The organism is Limnobaculum xujianqingii, from assembly GCF_013394855.1.
GTDB lineage: Bacteria > Pseudomonadota > Gammaproteobacteria > Enterobacterales > Enterobacteriaceae > Limnobaculum > Limnobaculum xujianqingii.
Genome location: NZ_JABMLK010000002.1, coordinates 1281858 through 1300888 on the forward strand (window position 1 = coordinate 1281858; position 19031 = coordinate 1300888).

Sequence of the window (19031 nt, forward strand, 5' to 3'; positions counted from 1 at the left end):
TGCATGGATATGCTAATTGACCCAAAAACCCGCGATTACAACGGCTGTACAACTGACACACTGGCGAACGCCGTTTATTTGCGCCTGATGACTCCGCTTGGTAGTTGGTGGGCTGATCCGACATTAGGGTCACGACTTCACGAACTGGAGCGGGAGAAAGATTTATCCAGAGTTTATCGACTGGCGAAACAGTATGCCGAGCAGGCATTACAACCGCTAATTGATGATAAACGCGCTCGCTCTGTTACTGTCACGACAACCCGCTACCGAACAGGACTTTTGTTATTAAACGTTAGCGTTATTGATGCGACAGACAAAGAACAGGTATTTAAACACCCGGTGAGGCTGACATAGTGCCGTTCTTAACCAAGACTTTTGCCACTTTGCGCGATGAATTGTTGCGCGACCTGAAAAACGGTATCCCGGATGCTGATATCGACCCGGATAGTGATTATTTTATCCGGGCATCCTCTATCGCCAGTCTTGTTGCCGGAATTCATCGCGATCAGGCGTGGATTGTTCGTCAAATATTCCCCGATACAGCGGACACGGAATACTTAGAACTACACGCCCGGACGCGTGGTTTAAGACGTAAAAGTGCTACTTTTGCGACAGGTTCAATCACGGTTACTGGTGAACCGGGTTCCAGCCTTCCTGCGGGTTCCGAAATTAAGCGTGAAGCCCGGTCATTATTTACGACCGACGATGCCGTCATCGCTGATGATGGCGTCATTAATGTTCGCATTCAAGCGTCTATCGCGGGGACTCAAGAAAACACCTCTGCGGCAATGAATGGGACGTTAGTTAGTGCGCCGTTCGGTGTCGATAGTACAGTCATTATTGAACCGCTATCCGGGGGAACTGATAACGAAACCGACGCCGATTTACTCGCCCGGCTCTTAGAGTTAATCCGCCGCCCGCCTGCGGGGGGGAATAGATATGATTTTAGACGCTGGGCGATGGAGGTTGACGGCGTAACTGGTGCATATGTATATCCCTTACGGCGTGGTCTTGGTACAGTTGATGTTGTTGTCATCAGCGGTGCCGGTTTGGCATCACCTGAAATCATTCAAGCTGTTCAAGACTATATTGATGACGTCCGCTCAGTAACGGCAAAAAATATTCTAATTCTGACGGCAACATTAAAACCTGTTGATTTCGATATCGAAATATCGTTATCCGGTTTAACTGTAGAGGACGCATCAGCGCAAATCGTATCTGTTATTGAGGCTGCAATTACTCGATTAGCACCGGGAGAAGCCTTAATTATAAGCCAGATTGTCGCGCAGATACTGACCATAACAGGCGTTATGGACGTTAATATTGTTTCTCCTACTCGCAATATCTTGCCGACCGTTAATGAGCACGTCATTGAGTGGATTAAAGCAGGTAATATCCACATTAGGAGGATGTCCGATGAATAGCGCCAACCTCTTGGCGTTATTATTACCGCCAGTCAGTTATGATGATAAAGGCCCAAGGATAAGCGCTGAATTAGCCGCAGAAGGTGCACAACTCGATGCAGTGAAAGCAAAATCAATAGAGATATTAAGCGCGGTAACACCTTTTAATGCCGGAAATTTGCTTGCAGACTGGGAGCGGGTTTACGGTTTGGTTATACATGCTGAGGCAACTTATCAAGAGCGGTTATCTCGCGTTCTTGCAAAGATGGCGGAGACTGGCGGTTTATCTATTCCCTATTTTATCAACCTTGCTGCTGCAATGGGGTATGACATCACTATTGATGAACTACAGCCTTTTAGGGTGAGCGCTAATCGTTGCGGAGACACGCTCTACACTGAGGATATTATTTGGGTATGGCGTGTAAACATATTGAATTCAGAAATACCAACCTATCATTTCAGAACTGGCGCATCAGGTGCAGGCGAGAGATTATTAGCGTTTGGCGACTCACAACTTGAAACGGTTTTTAATGATCTAAAACCAGCCGAAACGTTGTGTATTTTTGCGTATCAAAAACCCCCTGATTTATCCCCAATTGATTTAACAACTCCAGAGTTAGATCTTCGCGTTCGTTATTTGTGTGCCAGTCCTCATGCTGAATGGGGTGAAGATGGCCTTCTACACTATGCGCCCCCTAACATCTGGCCTCTCGCATATAAGAATGGTATAGCTGTTGGTAGGCATGAGCCAGAGCGACAGTCCACGAACTATTTCCCACGAACAACCACACCAGAAACCGCGCCCAGCTCTAGCTCTGGCGCAGGCTCCGCGTTTTCTTCATCAAGAAAAACTATTGCGGGAATTCCTACAGCAACATACAGGTTTACGACCGCATCCAATTTAACGACTGCATATTCGTTAGTGGGTGGTACCAATTTCTTATCAGGTGGCGGGAAAATAGCGTATTCAGTTTTCGTCAGCACAGAGCAAGAGAATAAATCCATTGTTCTATATGCTGACATAACCGATTACACCCCCATTCCGATATCAAGTATGCCAAAGCGCCTCATGATTAAGCACGATAGACCGGTGGGGCAGCCGCGATTCTGTTGGCTAGGGCTTCGCGGAATAGCAGACGTCTTAATCGCTGATGTAAATGGATTTCAAGTCGAGGCTGGGGATATATGTAGTTCTCCTATACTGACGGGATCATCATCAGCAACACGTGAACAAGCTGATGTTTTCGTCCAAGCCATTGGCGCTAAGGGTATCAGGCTAATTTTCACCAACGGTGACGTGGAAGAACATCCGCACAATGGCGCATTTGAGTTCCAATTACCTCTATCTACTCGCGACTGGGGCACCAGATACTGCAAGCGGATTGAATTTATTACTAATTAATAAAAGGAGTGTCATATGAACAATCCTATGCCACCTATCAACACCCCGGACAATAAATTCCATGATGGAAATCCGTTAACTGGCGCTCAGGGGACAATTGTCACCGCTGATTTCATGAATAACACACAATCATCTGTTATTAATGTTCAGACTGAGTTAAAAAACATATTAACAGCCGCAAATATCCAAGCTAGTGATACTCAAACAGATCAAGTATTACAATCATTACGTTCATTATTTATGCAATGTGATAATAATTTTAATGATATTAATGATATAGCTACTGCCCGTCAAAATCTTAACTTGAAAGATGCCGCGCTCCGGAGCGTTGGCACTGGTGTGAATCAGATTCCTGATATGTCTTCGTTCAGCTCAAGCGTTGGCACGGGCGGAAGTTTGGGCGCTGCTGGCTTTCAGCGCCTCCCCGGTGGGTATATTCGACAATGGGGAACATCTGTTGCTAATGCCAGCGGCGACGTAACAATAAACTATCCAGTTGCTTTTTCGGTAAAACCGGATGCGGTTTACTTTGGATATAAGCAGTCGTCAGTGCCAACAGCCATACAGTCAATTATTGTCAATGATGCTGCGTCTTCTAATATTGGAGCAGTTTGTCGCGCTTATAAAATTGATGGGACAGGAGTCATTACGGGCAGTACTAATGCATTTTATTGGGTCGCAGAAGGAAAAATATAATGTTTTATTACAGTAAAGAAATGAACGCATTTTATCTGGCAGACGGTAAAGATAACTATCTTTCTGCTGGAACATGGCCTGCTGATGCCGTTGGCGTTTCACTAGATATTTTTAACGAATTTTCTGATGTGCCACCAGAAGGCAAAATTCGTGTAGCTGGTCAGGATGGATTACCTAAATGGCAAGACATTCCACCCCTTACGAAAGAGCAATCAATAGAATTTGCTGAAGTAGAAAAAAGTCGTCAAATTAGTAGTGTAAATAATTACATAAACAGTAAACAATGGCCCGGAAAAGCAGCAATCGGTAGACTAAAAGACGATGAACTGATGCAATACAATTTGTGGCTGGATTATCTCGACGCCTTGGAAGCAATAGATATAATTCAAGCTCCTGATATAAAGTGGCCCCAAAAACCATAAATAGGACACAGATGTTAAATAGTTATTAGGACAAGGTTAGTTCTCAGTGGTGTTGATCTATAAAAAACAATCTGTATTGCCGCCGCGATATTTATTGCATTGTGCAAAAGACTGGTAAAACATTAGCTGCTTAATATGCAATATACATCGCGTCGTTATGCAAAAAAAATCGCGTCGGTACACCCTGCGCCATTGCCAACGCCGCATATTTCTTTAGTGGTTGATATTTTCGATTATCTGCCAATTATTGGGGCAACGACAACCATTCATGGATTAAAAAGAACCGTAGCAGGAACGGAAGGAAAAGTAATTCATATCCCAATTGGTACCTGGGCACCGCCTTATGCTGCCCCCATGGGACCACAAAAGGATGATGAACTGTTTATGGGAAGCCGCACAGTGATTGTTGATGGTGACCCGCTTACTTACCGTTTATTACCAACGCTAAGCTGTAATATTGTCGGTATCCCCGCGCCATTTCGCCCGAGACAAAAAGATAAGCCCATACCTAAAGCGTTGAGCTTACCGCTTACCGCTAATATTGCCTTACCCCACAATGTTCATGTAGGGGGAATTCCCACCATAAGCATGATGGCTATGGCTATGAAGGCTGGTTTAGGCGCTTTTAAACGTCTTAAGAAGACCAAGGGCTTTAAAAATGCCATGGATAAATTTAAGAGCCTCCGCCAAAAATTGTTTAAAAACATGGATAGCGGTTTCTTTAAATGCAAAGTTTTACGCGCGGAGCCGGTTGATATTCGTGATCGCAGTGTGAGTTTACAGCACATTGACTTCACGGTGAGTGGCCGCTTTCCGTTAAATTGGGTTCGATACTATAGTTCCGCTAATATTGATGAGGACGGGTACTGTGGTCTTGGCTGGCGTACTCTGGCAGACACTGCTTTGCATTACCATCAGCAACAAGGTTACTGGCAGATTGAGCTACCTGATGGCCCACTTGGTTTTATGGAAACACCGAAAGCAGCGGGTCGGTCCCATGCTGTTTATGGTGTACCTGCGGGGCAGCTTTGGTATGAACAAGATCAACAGGGCACTCATTGGTTGGTGGAAGCCGATGATGTTATTTGGCGTTTTACCGATCAAAGTAAGCAAATATCTCCATATAACGTTCTTCATGTTTCAAAATTGGAAGACAGGAACGGTAATCAGTGGCAGTTTATTTATCAAAATGATCAACTTGTTAAGTTAGTTGAACATAGCAACATTGATGCTACCGGGCGAGAGATAATCGTTACAACGGAACAGCATCGTATTTTACAGATGTCTCTGTATGACACGCATCAATCTGATGACAGTCAATATGAACTGGTCACTTATGAATATGATGGTTTTCGTCAGCTATTTCACCATATCGATAATCAGGGCTACGCCCGGCAGTTTCTCTATCAGGATAATTATTATCTGTGTGCCCATCGGGATCGACTGGGGCAAACTTTCTATTATGAATATGATGATAATAAAGCCGTTATCCGCGCCTGGGGTGATGGCGGGCTTTATGATTACCACTTTAACTGGATTGAAGAGTGTAAAGAGCTTGAAGTAACAAATTCACTCGGCCATACCTCGTTAATTCGTTTCAGTGAAGATGGGATACCAGTATGTGAGATAGACCCAGAAGGCGGTGCAACCTTTTTTGCCTACGATGACTGGGGCCGCACGGTGATGGTAACGGAACCCGGTGGCAGAAAAACTCAATGGGAATACGATGAACAGGGGAATCTGGTTAAAGAGTCAGTTAATGGCGAAACTGAATTTTCTGTTATTTACCAGAATAATCAGCCGATAACCATTACCGATACTGGCGGTGGAGTCTGGCAATATGAGTATGACTCCCGGAATAATCCGACTAAATTGACTAACCCGCTTCAGATTAGCCAGCAGTATCGCTATGACGATTTAGGGCAGCAAATTGAAACTATCTATCCCAACGGTGCATCGGAGTTATTTTGCTATACCCCGTTGGGTTTTCTCCTGACCAGAACTGACACAGCACAACAGGTAACAACATACCGTACTGACTACCGTGGCAACCTGCTCGAAGAAACTAACCCATTAGGTCATATCATCCGTTATCGCTACGATGGTAAGGACCGGTTAATACGCGTTGATGGTTTCAATCAAAAGCCAGTGCATATTGCTTATGATGCCGAAGATCAGGTAATTGCTTACCGTGATGAAGCCGGGCTTGAAACTCAATTAACCTATAACGGTACCGGTGAAGTTACCGGTTGTCGCACACCAGACGGTGAATGGATCCGCTACTACTACGATACTGAAGACCAACTGACTGGCGTTGAAAACCAGCGTAACCAGCGCTGGCAAATTAAACGAGACAGCCTGGGGCGCATTATTGAAGAGGTTGATTACTGGGGGCAAAGCCGCCATTACCAGTACGACCTGAATAACCATATGGTGGCAAGCCGTGATGCATTGGGTGATACGCTGAATTTCCGCTATGACCGACAGGGAAATCTGATAGAAAAACGTCACAATGATATGCCGTTAACACAGTATCAGTATAACGCCAGACGGCAGATCACTGCATGTCATAACCCGTGGCGAAAACTGGAGTGGTCATATGATAACGCCGGGCGCTTAACCGAAGAGTCGCAGGACGGTTTTGTTATTCAGCATCGTTATAACGCGGCGGGGCAATACACGGGCCGCGTTAGCGATATGGGCAATGAGATAACGCTGGGCTATAACTCAGCGGGTCAATTGAGTGACATTCAGCTTAATCAGGATGAGCCAATAGCGTTTGATTATGATGAGCTGGGGCGGGTTAAACAGGAAAAATTCACGGAAACACTGAGGCGAGAGCTGGACTACAATGAGCAAAGTTACATTACCGCTCAACGGGTTTTCAGCGATACCCAGCCGTTATTTGAAACGATTTATCAGTATGACAGCGTGGGCCATTTAACTAAACGGCAGGATAGCCTGTGGGGGACTGATACTTATCATTACGATAAGGTGGGCCGTCTGGTCACCCATTCCGATCCGCTGGGTAAAATCAAAACCTTTGTTTTTGATGCGGCGGGTAATCGCCTGAAAGATGTGGTTCAGCAACGTTATCACCGGGATGAAGATGGCGAAGCGCTCTATCGTGACAGTACGCTGGATGGCGTTCGCTATGTTTATGATCGGGTGGGGCAGTTGGTTAAACGTCAGCGTGATGGCGGTGAAGCAGAACAGTTTGTATGGAATGAAAGCCGGCAGCTAATCGCTTATCAAAAGAATGGGATATCGACAGAATACGCTTATGATGGTCTGGGTCGACGCATCTGTAAGAAAACGCCTGAACGGGTGAGTTGGTATTTCTGGCAGGGAGATGCTTTGCTGGCTGAGGCTGAAAAGCCGATTGATTTTATTACTGAACCTGACAACAACAGCGATATTACCCAACCTTGCTTACTCACCAGAGCAAACAGTGAGCAATTCCGGCAGGCGCAGCTTAAATGTCTGTTTGAGGATTTAAGAGAGTACGTTTATTACCCCGGTAGTTTCAGGCCTCTGGCGCTAATTGATAACCAGCAGCGGCAAAAAACATCTTATTACTATCACTGTGATATTAACGGCGCACCGCTGCGTTTAACGGATGCCGCCGGTCATATTGTCTGGTCGGAAAGAAGTGGTGTGTGGGGTGAGAAAGGAACGGTTTATGCTAATCAAATCCACAACCCACTCAGGTTTCAGGGGCAGTATTTTGACGAGGAAAGTGGTTTACACTATAACCGGTATCGGTATTATGATCCGGTTAGTGGGGGGTATGTTAGTCAGGATCCGATAGGGTTGGCGGGGGGACTGAATATATATGCTTACACACCAAATGCGTTAAGTTGGATCGATCCGCTTGGGTTGAGTTGTTCAACGGATGCAAAAAAATTAGGTGATAATTTAGGTAACAGACCGACGGTAAATTATCGTGCTCACCATATGGTCATGTCTAATTCTAAAGATGTACGTATGCGTTGGCTAAGAAGGAAAATGGATAATTTGGGTCTTGATATTAATGATGCAAAGAATGGTGTTTGGTTACCGAAAAATTCAGCTTCTAGGTTACCTAATACATCAGCTACAGCTCATGGTGGTGAAGGGGTTCATGGGAATGCTTATAAACAGTATGTTTGGGACGCATTAAAAGATACCAGAACTAAAGAGGAATTTGAAGCAGGCTTAGCTTCAATCAAAAATGCACTTGAAAATGGTATGATATTTCCTAGGGCGTAGTGAGTAAAAAATATGAAAAATTATTTAACTAATATATTCAATGAATACAAAAATAAATATCCAGAGCTGAAGGCTTGGTTAAAGGATAATACTGTTGATCAAGTCTGGGGAATGGGAGTAATGCCAGCTTATTCTTTAGAACCATATAGTTGCGAGCTACAAGGCCACTCTCCTGGAAGAATGCTTGCTAAAAAAGAATCGTCTCCAGCTGCTAATAAGCAAAACTATAGTCTCGATGTGAACCGTCATATTATTGGAGAGCTAAGATACTCCAAGTTTATGGATAGAAAAAAAGAATGGATTGTGTACAGAAAATTTTATTTGCGAAAAGATAATGAAATAATTGGATTAATATTTGGGAGTGCTTTAGAGAGCAGAGATGACGCAAGCTTAAATAATGTTATTTTAGCCAAGTTAGATGGTGATATCATTACAAGCTCTTATTTTTATTCATATGATAATAATTTCTCAGAAAAAAAATATATTTATAAAGAAAATAATATTGTAAATATAGAGCATTATATGTGGTTAAATACATATATTGAACATTACTATAATATCGAAATTGAACCAACACTAAGAATTACAGAAAATGCACCTGAAGGTATAATTATCATATATCCTGAACAATAGTTTAATTAATTTTAGATCTGAATGTATTCGTTAAAAAAAGAGATCTTGGAGTAATTTGATATATAGTAGTGAATAACTCTAAATAATTATATTAGTTGTAAATTCATGAAATCAAGGTGAGCCGAAAAACCTCAATGAAGGCAGTGAAGCAGAGCAATTAAAGGAGATATAGGAAAAATTCAAGGGCCATGGACAGGAACGGCAGATGAGCTATTTGAAGCAACCAATAAAAATCTGGATTCTGTTTCTCATATAAAAGGTGACTTAAAAATACCTTCAACAGGAGAAGTATTAGCCAAAAATGTAACGCCTAAAGAAGCTCATGCAAAATTACTGGAATGGTTTAATAATAAGCGCTCAGGCAAAGCTTCAGGAGGTAAATGTGGTTAAAGTAATATCGGTTGACGTTGATTTTAATGGAATAATTATTTTTGATTATCCTGGGATATTAGAGCCTTTTGGTGGCGAAATAAAAGATGATGCTAATATCCTACAAGAATTTATTACAACGGAAAAAGGTGATCTTGTTCTTAATGAAGGTATTGCATTACCTATAATGGGAATTGATGATGGTGGATATTTTGTTCGTTTATTCTTGGATGAATATCCAAGCGACAACAATAGACGGGTCATATTTAGCGATAAATACTTTTATCTTAATGTGACGGGTGATTTATATATTGCCGATATGTCAGTTTTCTGGGAATGGGAAACCTACATGGGGTGGCATAACTCAAGTGTACCAAAAGGGATATACAAAGTTTGTTTGGAAGGTGTTCATTTGAAAAAAGATAATGATTTCTCATATTGTTATGATTTGATATTGGAGAAAGTTGATAATCTGGGGCTAAGAGACATAGAGCCGCGTTCAGATTCCAGACTGTATTAAAGAGGTCTGATACCCAACCGTACGAAAATATATATTAAGTATGTTTTTTAACCAATATAGTGTTTTTGTTGTCACGAAAACGGCCTTACAAAGGCCATTCATCATTTTTTTCAGAAATGCCATTCAAACCGACAGCGACTATTCGGAATTTCACTAATTATTCTACAGCGCTTTGTCTGCATAGCTGCGTTTAACAGATACCACCACCCATATTACCTGACCAGAAAAAAGCAGCATTTTGAGTGCGAGAAACCAATTTACACCCAGAAAACGGGAGCCATATATAGATGTACCCCCGATATAATTCCCACCTAATCCCGCAAATAAACCTCTTCACCCGCCTGTTCAGTACAGGCTTCCGACAGCACAGAGAAAAACTCCTGACCGCTGCGATCGCAAAACCATTGACCATCACGATAGTCAAAATGATATCCACCGCTTTTGGTTGCCAGCCAGACTTGATGCATAGGCTCTTGTTTGTTAATGATAATCTTAGTGCCATTCTCAAAAGAGAGTGACATCACCCCACCATTGATTTCATAATCGATGTCGGCATCGCTATCGATGCTATCAATGGCTTCTTCGATGTTATGCATCAGTTTTTCGGCCAGTTGATGAAACTCAGTATCATTCATAATCAGAATTCCTATTGCTTTTCGTGATCTAGCTGCGATTATAGAGGGCTAAACAAAATGAATCACAGGCTTATTTTAATGAATAGATTTTTTCGTTGCTCACTCTTAGTACTGACAACCTTTTGGCTTGCTGGCTGCGGCTTGAAAGGGCCTTTATATATGCCAACAGACGAGCCACCTAAGAAGGAGTCTCCGCTAAAACCGACGCAATCACAACCTGCACAAACAGAAAATAATACTCAGGGTGATAAAGCGACCAAAGAGTAATCTTTGGTTTATCCGCTAAAGTTTACTTTTATCACGTAGCCAACAGAGTACGTGATACGGACATTCAGGGTATTTCGGTTGTACCAGATAAATACAGCATAAAAAAACAGATTAGGCAGACACTATGGATTACTTTAATTACAAAGACGGGCAATTATTTGCCGAAGATGTACCGGTGGCAGAGCTGGCCGCTCGTTTTGGTACACCTCTTTATATCTATTCCCGGGCGACGATTGAGCGCCACTGGCATGCATTTAATGATGCGTTATCCGGTCACCCTCACCTGATTTGTTATGCGATTAAAGCCAACAGTAATCTGGCATTTCTGAATATTCTGGCTCGTTTAGGCTCCGGTTTTGACATTGTTTCGCAGGGTGAGCTGGAGCGCGTTCTGGCCGCTGGCGGCGATCCGGCTAAAATCGTGTTTTCTGGTGTAGCTAAATCAGAAATTGAAATTCGTCGGGCGCTGGAAGTGGGTATCCGTTGTTTTAATGTGGAATCTATTCCTGAATTACACCGCATCAATCAGATCGCGGGTAAGATGGGGGTAAAAGCACCCATCTCGTTACGCATTAATCCGGATGTGGATGCCAAAACTCACCCTTACATTTCTACCGGGTTAAAAGAAAATAAATTTGGTATCAGCTATCAAAAAGCGCGTGAGGTTTATCGATTAGCTAATGATATGCCAAATATTGAGGTCAGAGGTGTGGACTGTCACATCGGTTCTCAGCTTACTGAGCTTTCACCTTTTCTTGATGCTACCGATCGTTTATTGGTTTTGCTGGATCAGCTTAAAGAAGATGGCATTGAGATCCATCATCTGGATCTGGGCGGTGGATTGGGCGTACGCTATGACGATGAAACGCCACCAGAACCGAAAGAGTATGCCGCTGCCTTGCTACAAAAGCTGAAAGGGCGTGAAGGTTTAGAGCTTTGCTTTGAACCAGGACGTGCGATTGCCGCCAATGCCGGAATTATGCTGGCAACGGTAGAGTACCTGAAAGATCAGGACGATCACCATTTTGCCATTGTTGATGCAGGTATGAATGATCTGATCCGCCCTGCGTTGTATGAAGCATGGATGAAGATTATCCCGGTTATCGAAAAGCCATCAGGTCAGCATCAAACCTATGATGTAGTTGGTCCGGTGTGTGAAACCAGTGATTTTCTCGGTAAAAATCGTGAATTGACGCTGAATCAGGGTGATTTACTGGCGGTACGTAGCGCCGGAGCCTATGGTTTCACCATGAGTTCAAATTACAATACTCGCTGCCGTCCGGCAGAAATTATGGTTGATGGTGCTCAGGCTCATGTGGTGCGTGAGCGAGAGATTTTTGAAGATTTGTGGCGTGGTGAGCATTTGGTGAAATAATATATCAGGATATACGTTTTCTGGTTTCACAGCTTCAGAATGGCTGGCCCGGCAAGACGAGAATTTAACTGGCGATAAATCAGTAAGATATAAGGTCGTCGAAAGTGGGGTATGAAATGCAATTCTCTAAAATGCATGGCTTGGGCAACGATTTTATGGTTGTCGATGCGGTGACACAAAACGTCTATTTTTCACCAGAGCTCATTCGCCGTCTGGCGGATCGCCATTATGGCGTTGGTTTCGACCAGTTGTTGGTGGTTGAGGCGCCTTACGATCCTGATTTAGATTTTCATTACCGGATATTTAACGCTGATGGCAGTGAAGTTGCTCAATGTGGTAATGGTGCCCGCTGCTTCGCTCGCTTTGTTCGTCTGAAAGGATTGACCAATAAGCGGGATATTCGGGTCAGTACGCAAAATGGTCGTATGACGCTCTCGGTCAGTGAAGACGATCTGGTTACCGTTAATATGGGCGAGCCTGATTTTGACCCATCCCATGTGCCTTTTCGTGCGGCAAAAATGGAGAAAACCTACATTTTTCGTGCCGCTGAACACACGGTGCTGTGTGGTGTAGTGTCGATGGGTAACCCACATTGCGTTTTACAGGTGGATAACGTGGAAACAGCCAATGTGGAAGAGTTAGGCCCCTTGTTAGAAAGCCATGAGCGTTTTCCTGAGCGTGCTAATATTGGTTTTATGCAGGTCATTCATCGCGGAAGCATTCGTTTGAGAGTCTATGAGCGCGGAGCCGGCGAAACCCAAGCCTGTGGCAGTGGCGCTTGTGCTGCTGTTGCTGTGGGTATTATGCAGGGTGTGCTTGACGAAAATGTGAAAGTTGAACTTCCCGGCGGAAGTTTACAGATAAGCTGGAAAGGTCCGGGGCATCCGCTGTATATGGTAGGGCCTGCTTCACATGTTTATGATGGGTTTATTCACCTATGAGCCAGCGTAAAAAAAAGGGATCAACCTCGGAGACTCCGCCAGTCAGCCTTACCGATGACATGGTCAGTCAGTATCTGTTGAACAATCCTGATTTTTTTATCCGTAATGCCCGACAAATTGAGCAAATGCGGGTTCCTCACCCGGTGCGAGACAGCATCTCGTTAGTTGAATGGCAAATGGGCCGCCAGCGTAATCATATTGAACAGTTAGAAGAAGAGATTACGTTATTGATGGAGCAGGCAACCACCAATGAGATTCTGTTTACCCGACTGATTAATCTGCAATGCCAGCTGGTGCAGGCCGATAGCCTGCAAGATTTATTAGATCGCTTACGGCAATGGGCCCGTTCTCTGGGGCTGGTAGATGCCACCATTCGTCTGTTTAATGAGAAATGGCATCTGGGTGCTCCTTCGGATTTCACCCATCTTTCCCTGCCTCGCCAGTCATTTGAATCGATGCGCATTCAGCGGCTGGGTAGCCGTAATCAATATTTAGGTCCACTGAATGGCCCGGAAATTCTGTTGTTAATGCCTGAGGCTAAAATGGTCGGTTCGGTTGCGTTATCCCTGTTAGGAAAAAGAGGGGATTTAGGTATGGTGATATTTACCAGCCGCGATCCTCAGCATTACCAGCAAGGCATGGGTACACTGATACTCGATCAGCTCAGCCTGATTCTGCCCGGTCTGTTATCCCGATGGATAGAGCCGGTATGACAGAACATCATGATGAATTAGGTTGCTCATCTTTACAGAATCCCGTCGATAGTTTTCTGCGTTACCTGCGGGTCGAGCGCCAGCTCAGTCCCTATACTCTAAAAAGCTACCAGCGGCAGCTGGCGGCGCTTATTGCTTTATTGGTTGATATTGGATTGACGGACTGGACTCGACTGGATGCTGCGGGTGTAAGGATGCTGGTCACGCGCAGCAAACGTTCTGGCCTGGAGTCTGCCAGCCTGGCGCTTCGGCTCTCCGCCCTGCGCAGTTTTCTGGACTGGATGATTGGTCAGGGGCAAATCACCGCCAATCCGGCGAAAGGAATTTCAACGCCACGTAAAGGGCGTCATCTACCGAAAAACATGGATGTGGATGAAGTGAATCATCTGCTGGATATCGACTTAAACGATCCTCTGGCCGTCAGAGATCGCACCATGTTAGAGCTGATGTATGGCGCAGGTCTGCGTCTGTCTGAGTTGGTTGGTTTAGATTGCCGTCAGGTAAATCTGGAGTCCGGAGAAATTCGGGTGGTGGGTAAAGGCAGTAAAGAGCGTAAATTACCTATCGGAAGAATGGCAGTAACCTGGCTCAATCGCTGGCTACCTATGCGTGAGTTTTATGCACCGGATGATGATGCGCTGTTTGTCTCAAAACACGGCAACCGAATTTCAGCGCGTAATGTGGAAAAGCGTTTTGCTGAATGGGGCGTTAAGCAGGGGGTGAATAGCCATGTTCATCCGCATAAGCTGCGGCACTCTTTTGCTACTCATATGTTAGAGTCCAGTGGAGACCTGCGAGCCGTGCAAGAGCTGCTGGGACATGCTAACCTCTCCACAACCCAAATCTATACCCATTTGGATTTTCAGCATTTAAGCTCGGTATACGATGCTGCTCATCCACGCGCCAAGAGAGGGAAATCCTGATGCATTTTTATCGACCACTGGGACCGATCAAAGCACTGACCTTCGATCTTGATGATACGCTGTATGATAATCGCCCGGTTATTGAGCGCACTGAACGTGAAGTTGTGAGCTTTATGCAGCAACAGTTTCCCCAGGTTGCTGACTTAAGCCGTGAAGGATTTAATCGAATTCGCCACCAATTGTTGGAGCAGGAACCTGATATCTATCACGATGTCAGCGAATGGCGCCGCCGGGCATTTGAGACCACATTACAGGTTCATGGTTATAGCGATAATGATGCCCGACAAGGGGCAGAAGTCACCATGGAACATTTTAGTTACTGGCGTAGCCGTATTGATGTACCCGAATCCACCCACACCACATTGAGCCTGCTGGCTACACAGTATCCATTAGTCGCCGTCACTAACGGTAATGCAAATCCGCATATGTTCGGTCTGAGTGATTATTTTCAACTGGTGTTACGCGCCGGGCCGGATGGCCGGGCAAAGCCGTTTGGCGATATGTATCTGAATGCCGCCCGGCAGCTTAAATTAGCACCAGAAACTATTTTGCATGTCGGGGATGATTTGATTACTGACGTTGCCGGGGCAATACGCCATGGCCTTCAGGCATGCTGGATTAACGATCGCGAAAGAAACATTATGCATGAACCAACCGGCTGTTTATTACCTCATATTGAAATTTCCCGGTTGGAATCGTTGTGTCGATTGATATAATCTATCCATTCATCTGTATAAATTAACAGTATATGGCCTAATAATGGACGTTTCCTACCTGCTAGAAAACTTAAATGATAAACAGCGCGAAGCTATCGCCGCTCCCCGGACCAACATGTTGGTGCTTGCCGGAGCAGGTAGTGGGAAAACTCGTGTATTAGTGCATCGTATTGCCTGGTTGCTGTCAGTTGAGCATTGTTCTCCCTATTCCATCATGGCGGTAACCTTTACCAATAAAGCCGCCGCAGAGATGCGCCATCGCATCGAACAGCTGATAGGGACTAGTCAGGGTGGCATGTGGATTGGAACCTTCCACGGTCTCGCGCATCGCCTTTTACGGGCACATCATCTTGAGGCTAATTTGCCGCAGGATTTCCAGATTCTGGACAGCGAAGATCAACTGCGATTATTAAAGCGAATTATCCGGGCAATAAATCTGGATGAAAAGCAGTGGGTTCCTCGTCAGGCCATGTGGTATATCAATAATAAAAAAGATGATGGCCTACGCCCACAGCATATTGATACTTATGGCAATGTAACAGAAGGAACCTGGTTGCGTATTTATCAGGCCTATCAGGAAGCCTGCGATCGGGCCGGTCTGGTGGATTTTGCCGAGATTCTGTTACGTGCCCATGAACTATGGTTACACAAGCCTCAAATTCTGAACCATTACCGTGAACGTTTCACCAATATTCTGGTAGACGAATTTCAGGATACCAACCGTATTCAGTACGCATGGATACGTATGTTGGCCGGTGACAGCGCTAAAGTAATGATTGTCGGCGATGACGATCAATCGATTTATGGCTGGCGCGGTGCGCAGGTAGAGAATATTCAGCGTTTTCTGGATGATTTTCCGGGGGCACAAACCGTTCGTCTGGAACAAAATTACCGTTCAACCAGCAATATTTTGAAAGCGGCTAACGCCCTGATTGCCAATAACGATGGTCGTTTGGGTAAAGAGCTGTGGACTGATGGCGAGCAAGGGGAACCCATTTCCCTTTACTGCGCGTTTAATGAGCTGGATGAGGCCCGTTTTGTGGTCAGCCGTATTAAAACGTTTCAGGACGGCGGAGGTGCTTTAACTGATTGTGCCATTCTGTATCGCAGCAACGCCCAATCGCGGGTGTTGGAAGAGGCGCTAATACAGGCATCGATGCCCTATCGGATATACGGTGGCATGCGATTCTTTGAACGGCAGGAAATTAAAGATTCTCTGGCCTATTTACGCTTAATTGCCAATCAAAATGACGATGCTGCATTTGAGCGAGTGGTAAACACCCCAACGCGCGGCATTGGCGATCGCTCTCTGGACGTTATCCGCCATGCCGCCCGTGACCGTCAGGTTACGCTATGGCAAGCATCCATTGCTTTGCTACAGGAAAAGGTACTGGCCGGTCGGGCTGCCGGGGCTATTCAACGTTTTATTGAATTAATTGAAGCGCTGGGCCGTGAAACCAGCGAATTGCCTCTGCATGTACAAACCGATCGGGTAATCCGTGATTCGGGCCTGCGTCAGATGTATGAGCAGGAAAAAGGCGAAAAGGGTCAGGCTCGCGTAGAAAACCTGGAAGAACTGGTGACAGCAACCCGTCAGTTCAGCTTTCAGGATGAAGATATGGATTTGACGCCGCTACAGGCATTCTTATCCCATGCGGCGCTGGAAGCGGGAGAAGGGCAGGCGGACGCCTATCAGGATGCGGTACAGTTAATGACTCTGCATTCAGCCAAAGGTCTGGAGTTCCTTCAGGTATTTATCGTTGGTATGGAAGAGGGGATGTTCCCCAGCCAAATGTCGTTGGATGAAGGCGGCAGGCTGGAAGAGGAGCGTCGTTTGGCCTATGTTGGTGTAACACGAGCCATGCAAAAGCTAACCCTGACCTACGCTGAAACCCGTCGCTTATATGGTAAAGAGGTTTATCACCGCCCATCACGTTTTGTGGGTGAGCTGCCGGAAGATTGTATTGAAGAGGTTCGTCTGCGGGCCAGCGTATCGCGCCCGGTAAGCCATAGCCGAATGGGAACACCAATAAGCCAGAATGATAGCGGATATAAGCTGGGCCAACGAGTTCGTCATCCTAAGTTTGGTGAAGGCACGATCATCAATCTTGAAGGCAGTGGTGAGCATGCCCGATTACAAATTGCGTTTCAGGGAGAAGGCATTAAGTGGCTGGTGGCCTCTTATGCCAGACTGGAAGTTCTGTAATTCATTCTGAGATCGTCGGGCACGGCCCGACGATTAACTTTTTAGCATAGCCATCAATTTACTGGAATATGAGTTTTGTGTTCCTGACTGCCCACTACCCCCGATGTTTTTGGTCATAAAATTGACCAGCTCTCGTTGTTACCACCGGTTGAGCCTTTCTGTTGATTTCAGAGCTTGGTTTAAACTGTAAAATCCAGAAAAAATAATGAATTAATAGAGGAAATGCTGGCTGTGCCTGTTATACCTGCTATTTTCGGTGCGAAAATAAACAATAAATACTTTCCAATGGTTGACAGAGTTTTTCCCGAAGGCGTAACATGCGCGCACTATTTTCCTATGGGGGCAACAGCTTTGGACATTCCCAGTCGATACTGGCTCAATGATCTTTTAATTAAGTTCAACTTCTAAGGCTATCCCTATTTGCTGATAGCCTTCGTGGTTGTCAGCGACCTCTTATATATTCCCGTCGCTAATGAGCTGGATCTAATCTAGGTCTGATTGATATGGCTTTTGCCAGCATGTCAGATTGTTCAATGCGTTGTCTGTATCTCCACTGTAAAAGAGGGATGACGCTATGCTAAGCGCATTTCAACTAAATCATTGCCGCTTATCTCGTTTAGAGTTGGACGAGGGTGATAATCTGGCCTCGTCTGTATGGGTCGATCTGGTGGAACCAGAGGATGAAGAACGGGAACGCGTTCAGGAAGAGCTGGGTCAGTCACTGGCAACTCGCCCGGAACTGGACGACATCGAAGCATCGGCTCGTTTCTTTGAAGATGAAGATGGCCTGCATATTCACTCCTTCTTCTATTACGAAGATGCCGAAGACCGTGGTGGCAACGCCACCGTAGCATTTACCATTCGGGATGGTCGTTTGTTTACGCTACGTGAGCGCGATCTTCCTGCTTTCCGTCTTTATCGGATGCGTGCCCGTAATCGGGCGATGATCGATGGTAATGCTTATGAGCTGCTGTTAGATCTGTTCGAGACTAAAATTGAACAGTTAGCTGATGAAATCGAAAATATTTACAGCGATCTGGAAGCCCTGAGCCGAATTATTATGGAAGGGCACCCTGGTGATGGTTATGACGAAGCGCTGTCTACACTGGCTGAGCTGGAAGATACCGGCTGGAAAGTACGACTGTGTTTGATGGATAGCCAGCGGGCATTAAATTTCCTGGTGCGCAAAGCGCGGTTACCAGGTAATCAATTAGATCAGGCGCGTGAAGTATTGCGAGATATCGAATCTCTGTTGCCTCACAATGAATCCCTGTTTCAGAAGGTTAACTTCCTGATGCAGGCCGCGATGGGCTTTATCAATATCGAACAAAGCCGCATCATCAAGATCTTCTCGGTGGTATCCGTAGTGTTCCTGCCGCCAACGCTGGTGGCATCAAGCTATGGTATGAACTTTAAGTTTATGCCTGAGCTGGATTGGTCATTCGGTTACCCGGCGGCAATTGGTCTGATGGTTTGTGCGGCGTTAGCGCCTTATCTCTACTTTAAGCGCCGTAATTGGCTCTGATACCCCGTTTCCGTCAAAGATTTAACGCTTGATT

At 45.2% G+C, this 19031-nt stretch carries 17 protein-coding genes; 16 read left to right on the forward strand and 1 reads right to left on the reverse strand.

Annotation, left to right across the window (positions count from 1 at the left end; genetic code table 11):
* The first annotated feature begins 3 nt into the window (after positions 1–3).
* The 8 genes from GOL65_RS19935 (at position 4) to GOL65_RS19970 (ending at position 9696) form a co-directional block, all read left to right on the forward strand.
* Positions 4–354 (forward strand): phage GP46 family protein, encoded by a 351-nt coding sequence (locus GOL65_RS19935; RefSeq protein WP_140918459.1) that lies wholly within the window; start codon positions 4–6, stop codon positions 352–354.
* Positions 354–1424: a baseplate J/gp47 family protein gene (locus GOL65_RS19940; RefSeq protein ID WP_140918460.1), complete on the forward strand. Its 1071-nt coding sequence runs from the start codon at positions 354–356 to the stop codon at positions 1422–1424. The genes GOL65_RS19935 and GOL65_RS19940 overlap by 1 nt, the downstream gene beginning before the upstream one ends.
* Positions 1417–2805 (forward strand): YmfQ family protein, encoded by a 1389-nt coding sequence (locus tag GOL65_RS22510; protein WP_140918461.1) that lies wholly within the window; start codon positions 1417–1419, stop codon positions 2803–2805. Before GOL65_RS19940 ends, GOL65_RS22510 begins: the two co-directional genes overlap by 8 nt.
* Before the next feature lie 15 nt (positions 2806–2820).
* On the forward strand, positions 2821–3501 hold the full coding sequence (locus GOL65_RS19950) for a gp53-like domain-containing protein (protein ID WP_140918462.1): 681 nt from the start codon (positions 2821–2823) through the stop codon (positions 3499–3501).
* On the forward strand, positions 3498–3923 hold the full coding sequence (locus tag GOL65_RS19955; RefSeq protein WP_407657488.1) for a tail fiber assembly protein: 426 nt from the start codon (positions 3498–3500) through the stop codon (positions 3921–3923). The genes GOL65_RS19950 and GOL65_RS19955 overlap by 4 nt, the downstream gene beginning before the upstream one ends.
* Before the next feature lie 135 nt (positions 3924–4058).
* Positions 4059–8174, forward strand: coding sequence for an RHS repeat-associated core domain-containing protein (locus tag GOL65_RS19960; protein ID WP_179038509.1), 4116 nt, complete (start codon positions 4059–4061; stop codon positions 8172–8174).
* Between the two features lie 12 nt (positions 8175–8186).
* Positions 8187–8807, forward strand: a complete 621-nt coding sequence (locus GOL65_RS19965) for a hypothetical protein (protein ID WP_179038510.1) — start codon at positions 8187–8189, stop codon at positions 8805–8807.
* Between the two features lie 322 nt (positions 8808–9129).
* The gene (locus tag GOL65_RS19970; RefSeq protein WP_228723170.1) at positions 9130–9696 is read left to right on the forward strand and encodes a hypothetical protein; all 567 of its coding nucleotides are present in this window, start codon (positions 9130–9132) and stop codon (positions 9694–9696) included.
* A gap of 311 nt (positions 9697–10007) precedes the next feature.
* On the opposite strand, the gene cyaY is transcribed toward GOL65_RS19970, so the two are convergent.
* Positions 10008–10331 (reverse strand): iron donor protein CyaY, encoded by a 324-nt coding sequence (gene cyaY, locus GOL65_RS19975; protein ID WP_130590115.1) that lies wholly within the window; start codon positions 10329–10331, stop codon positions 10008–10010.
* 78 nt (positions 10332–10409) lie between these two features.
* Here cyaY and lptM point away from each other — a divergent pair, with 78 nt between their 5' ends.
* The 8 genes from lptM to corA all read left to right on the forward strand — a co-directional run bounded on the left by lptM (position 10410) and on the right by corA (position 18997).
* Positions 10410–10598 (forward strand): LPS translocon maturation chaperone LptM, encoded by a 189-nt coding sequence (gene lptM, locus GOL65_RS19980; protein WP_140921398.1) that lies wholly within the window; start codon positions 10410–10412, stop codon positions 10596–10598.
* A gap of 124 nt (positions 10599–10722) precedes the next feature.
* Positions 10723–11973, forward strand: coding sequence for a diaminopimelate decarboxylase (gene lysA, locus GOL65_RS19985; RefSeq protein WP_140921399.1), 1251 nt, complete (start codon positions 10723–10725; stop codon positions 11971–11973).
* A gap of 116 nt (positions 11974–12089) precedes the next feature.
* Complete coding sequence (gene dapF, locus GOL65_RS19990; RefSeq protein WP_140921400.1) at positions 12090–12914, forward strand: diaminopimelate epimerase; 825 nt, start codon at positions 12090–12092, stop codon at positions 12912–12914.
* The gene (locus tag GOL65_RS19995) at positions 12911–13627 is read left to right on the forward strand and encodes a DUF484 domain-containing protein (protein WP_140921401.1); all 717 of its coding nucleotides are present in this window, start codon (positions 12911–12913) and stop codon (positions 13625–13627) included. Before dapF ends, GOL65_RS19995 begins: the two co-directional genes overlap by 4 nt.
* Positions 13624–14550 (forward strand): tyrosine recombinase XerC, encoded by a 927-nt coding sequence (gene xerC, locus GOL65_RS20000; protein ID WP_140921402.1) that lies wholly within the window; start codon positions 13624–13626, stop codon positions 14548–14550. Before GOL65_RS19995 ends, xerC begins: the two co-directional genes overlap by 4 nt.
* A complete protein-coding gene (yigB, locus tag GOL65_RS20005; RefSeq protein ID WP_140921403.1) occupies positions 14550–15266 on the forward strand; it encodes a 5-amino-6-(5-phospho-D-ribitylamino)uracil phosphatase YigB in 717 nt (238 codons plus the stop codon). Before xerC ends, yigB begins: the two co-directional genes overlap by 1 nt.
* A gap of 43 nt (positions 15267–15309) precedes the next feature.
* Complete coding sequence (uvrD, locus tag GOL65_RS20010) at positions 15310–17472, forward strand: DNA helicase II (protein ID WP_140921404.1); 2163 nt, start codon at positions 15310–15312, stop codon at positions 17470–17472.
* A 574-nt stretch (positions 17473–18046) separates the two neighbouring features.
* Positions 18047–18997, forward strand: a complete 951-nt coding sequence (gene corA / locus GOL65_RS20015; RefSeq protein WP_140921405.1) for a magnesium/cobalt transporter CorA — start codon at positions 18047–18049, stop codon at positions 18995–18997.
* The last annotated feature ends 34 nt before the right edge of the window (positions 18998–19031 follow it).

Bases quoted from the DNA above. Each gene is read 5' to 3' on its own strand.
- GOL65_RS19935 (WP_140918459.1), top strand. From the start codon at position 4: ATGGATATGCTAATTGACCCAAAAACCCGCGATTACAACGGCTGTACA.
- GOL65_RS22510 (WP_140918461.1), top strand. From the start codon at position 1,417: ATGAATAGCGCCAACCTCTTGGCGTTATTATTACCGCCAGTCAGTTAT.
- GOL65_RS19950 (WP_140918462.1), top strand. From the start codon at position 2,821: ATGAACAATCCTATGCCACCTATCAACACCCCGGACAATAAATTCCAT.
- GOL65_RS19960 (WP_179038509.1), top strand. From the start codon at position 4,059: ATGCAATATACATCGCGTCGTTATGCAAAAAAAATCGCGTCGGTACAC.
- GOL65_RS19965 (WP_179038510.1), top strand. From the start codon at position 8,187: ATGAAAAATTATTTAACTAATATATTCAATGAATACAAAAATAAATAT.
- GOL65_RS19970 (WP_228723170.1), top strand. From the start codon at position 9,130: ATGCAAAATTACTGGAATGGTTTAATAATAAGCGCTCAGGCAAAGCTT.
- cyaY (WP_130590115.1), bottom strand. From the start codon at position 10,331: ATGAATGATACTGAGTTTCATCAACTGGCCGAAAAACTGATGCATAAC.
- lptM (WP_140921398.1), top strand. From the start codon at position 10,410: ATGAATAGATTTTTTCGTTGCTCACTCTTAGTACTGACAACCTTTTGG.
- lysA (WP_140921399.1), top strand. From the start codon at position 10,723: ATGGATTACTTTAATTACAAAGACGGGCAATTATTTGCCGAAGATGTA.
- dapF (WP_140921400.1), top strand. From the start codon at position 12,090: ATGCAATTCTCTAAAATGCATGGCTTGGGCAACGATTTTATGGTTGTC.
- GOL65_RS19995 (WP_140921401.1), top strand. From the start codon at position 12,911: ATGAGCCAGCGTAAAAAAAAGGGATCAACCTCGGAGACTCCGCCAGTC.
- xerC (WP_140921402.1), top strand. From the start codon at position 13,624: ATGACAGAACATCATGATGAATTAGGTTGCTCATCTTTACAGAATCCC.
- yigB (WP_140921403.1), top strand. From the start codon at position 14,550: ATGCATTTTTATCGACCACTGGGACCGATCAAAGCACTGACCTTCGAT.
- uvrD (WP_140921404.1), top strand. From the start codon at position 15,310: ATGGACGTTTCCTACCTGCTAGAAAACTTAAATGATAAACAGCGCGAA.
- corA (WP_140921405.1), top strand. From the start codon at position 18,047: ATGCTAAGCGCATTTCAACTAAATCATTGCCGCTTATCTCGTTTAGAG.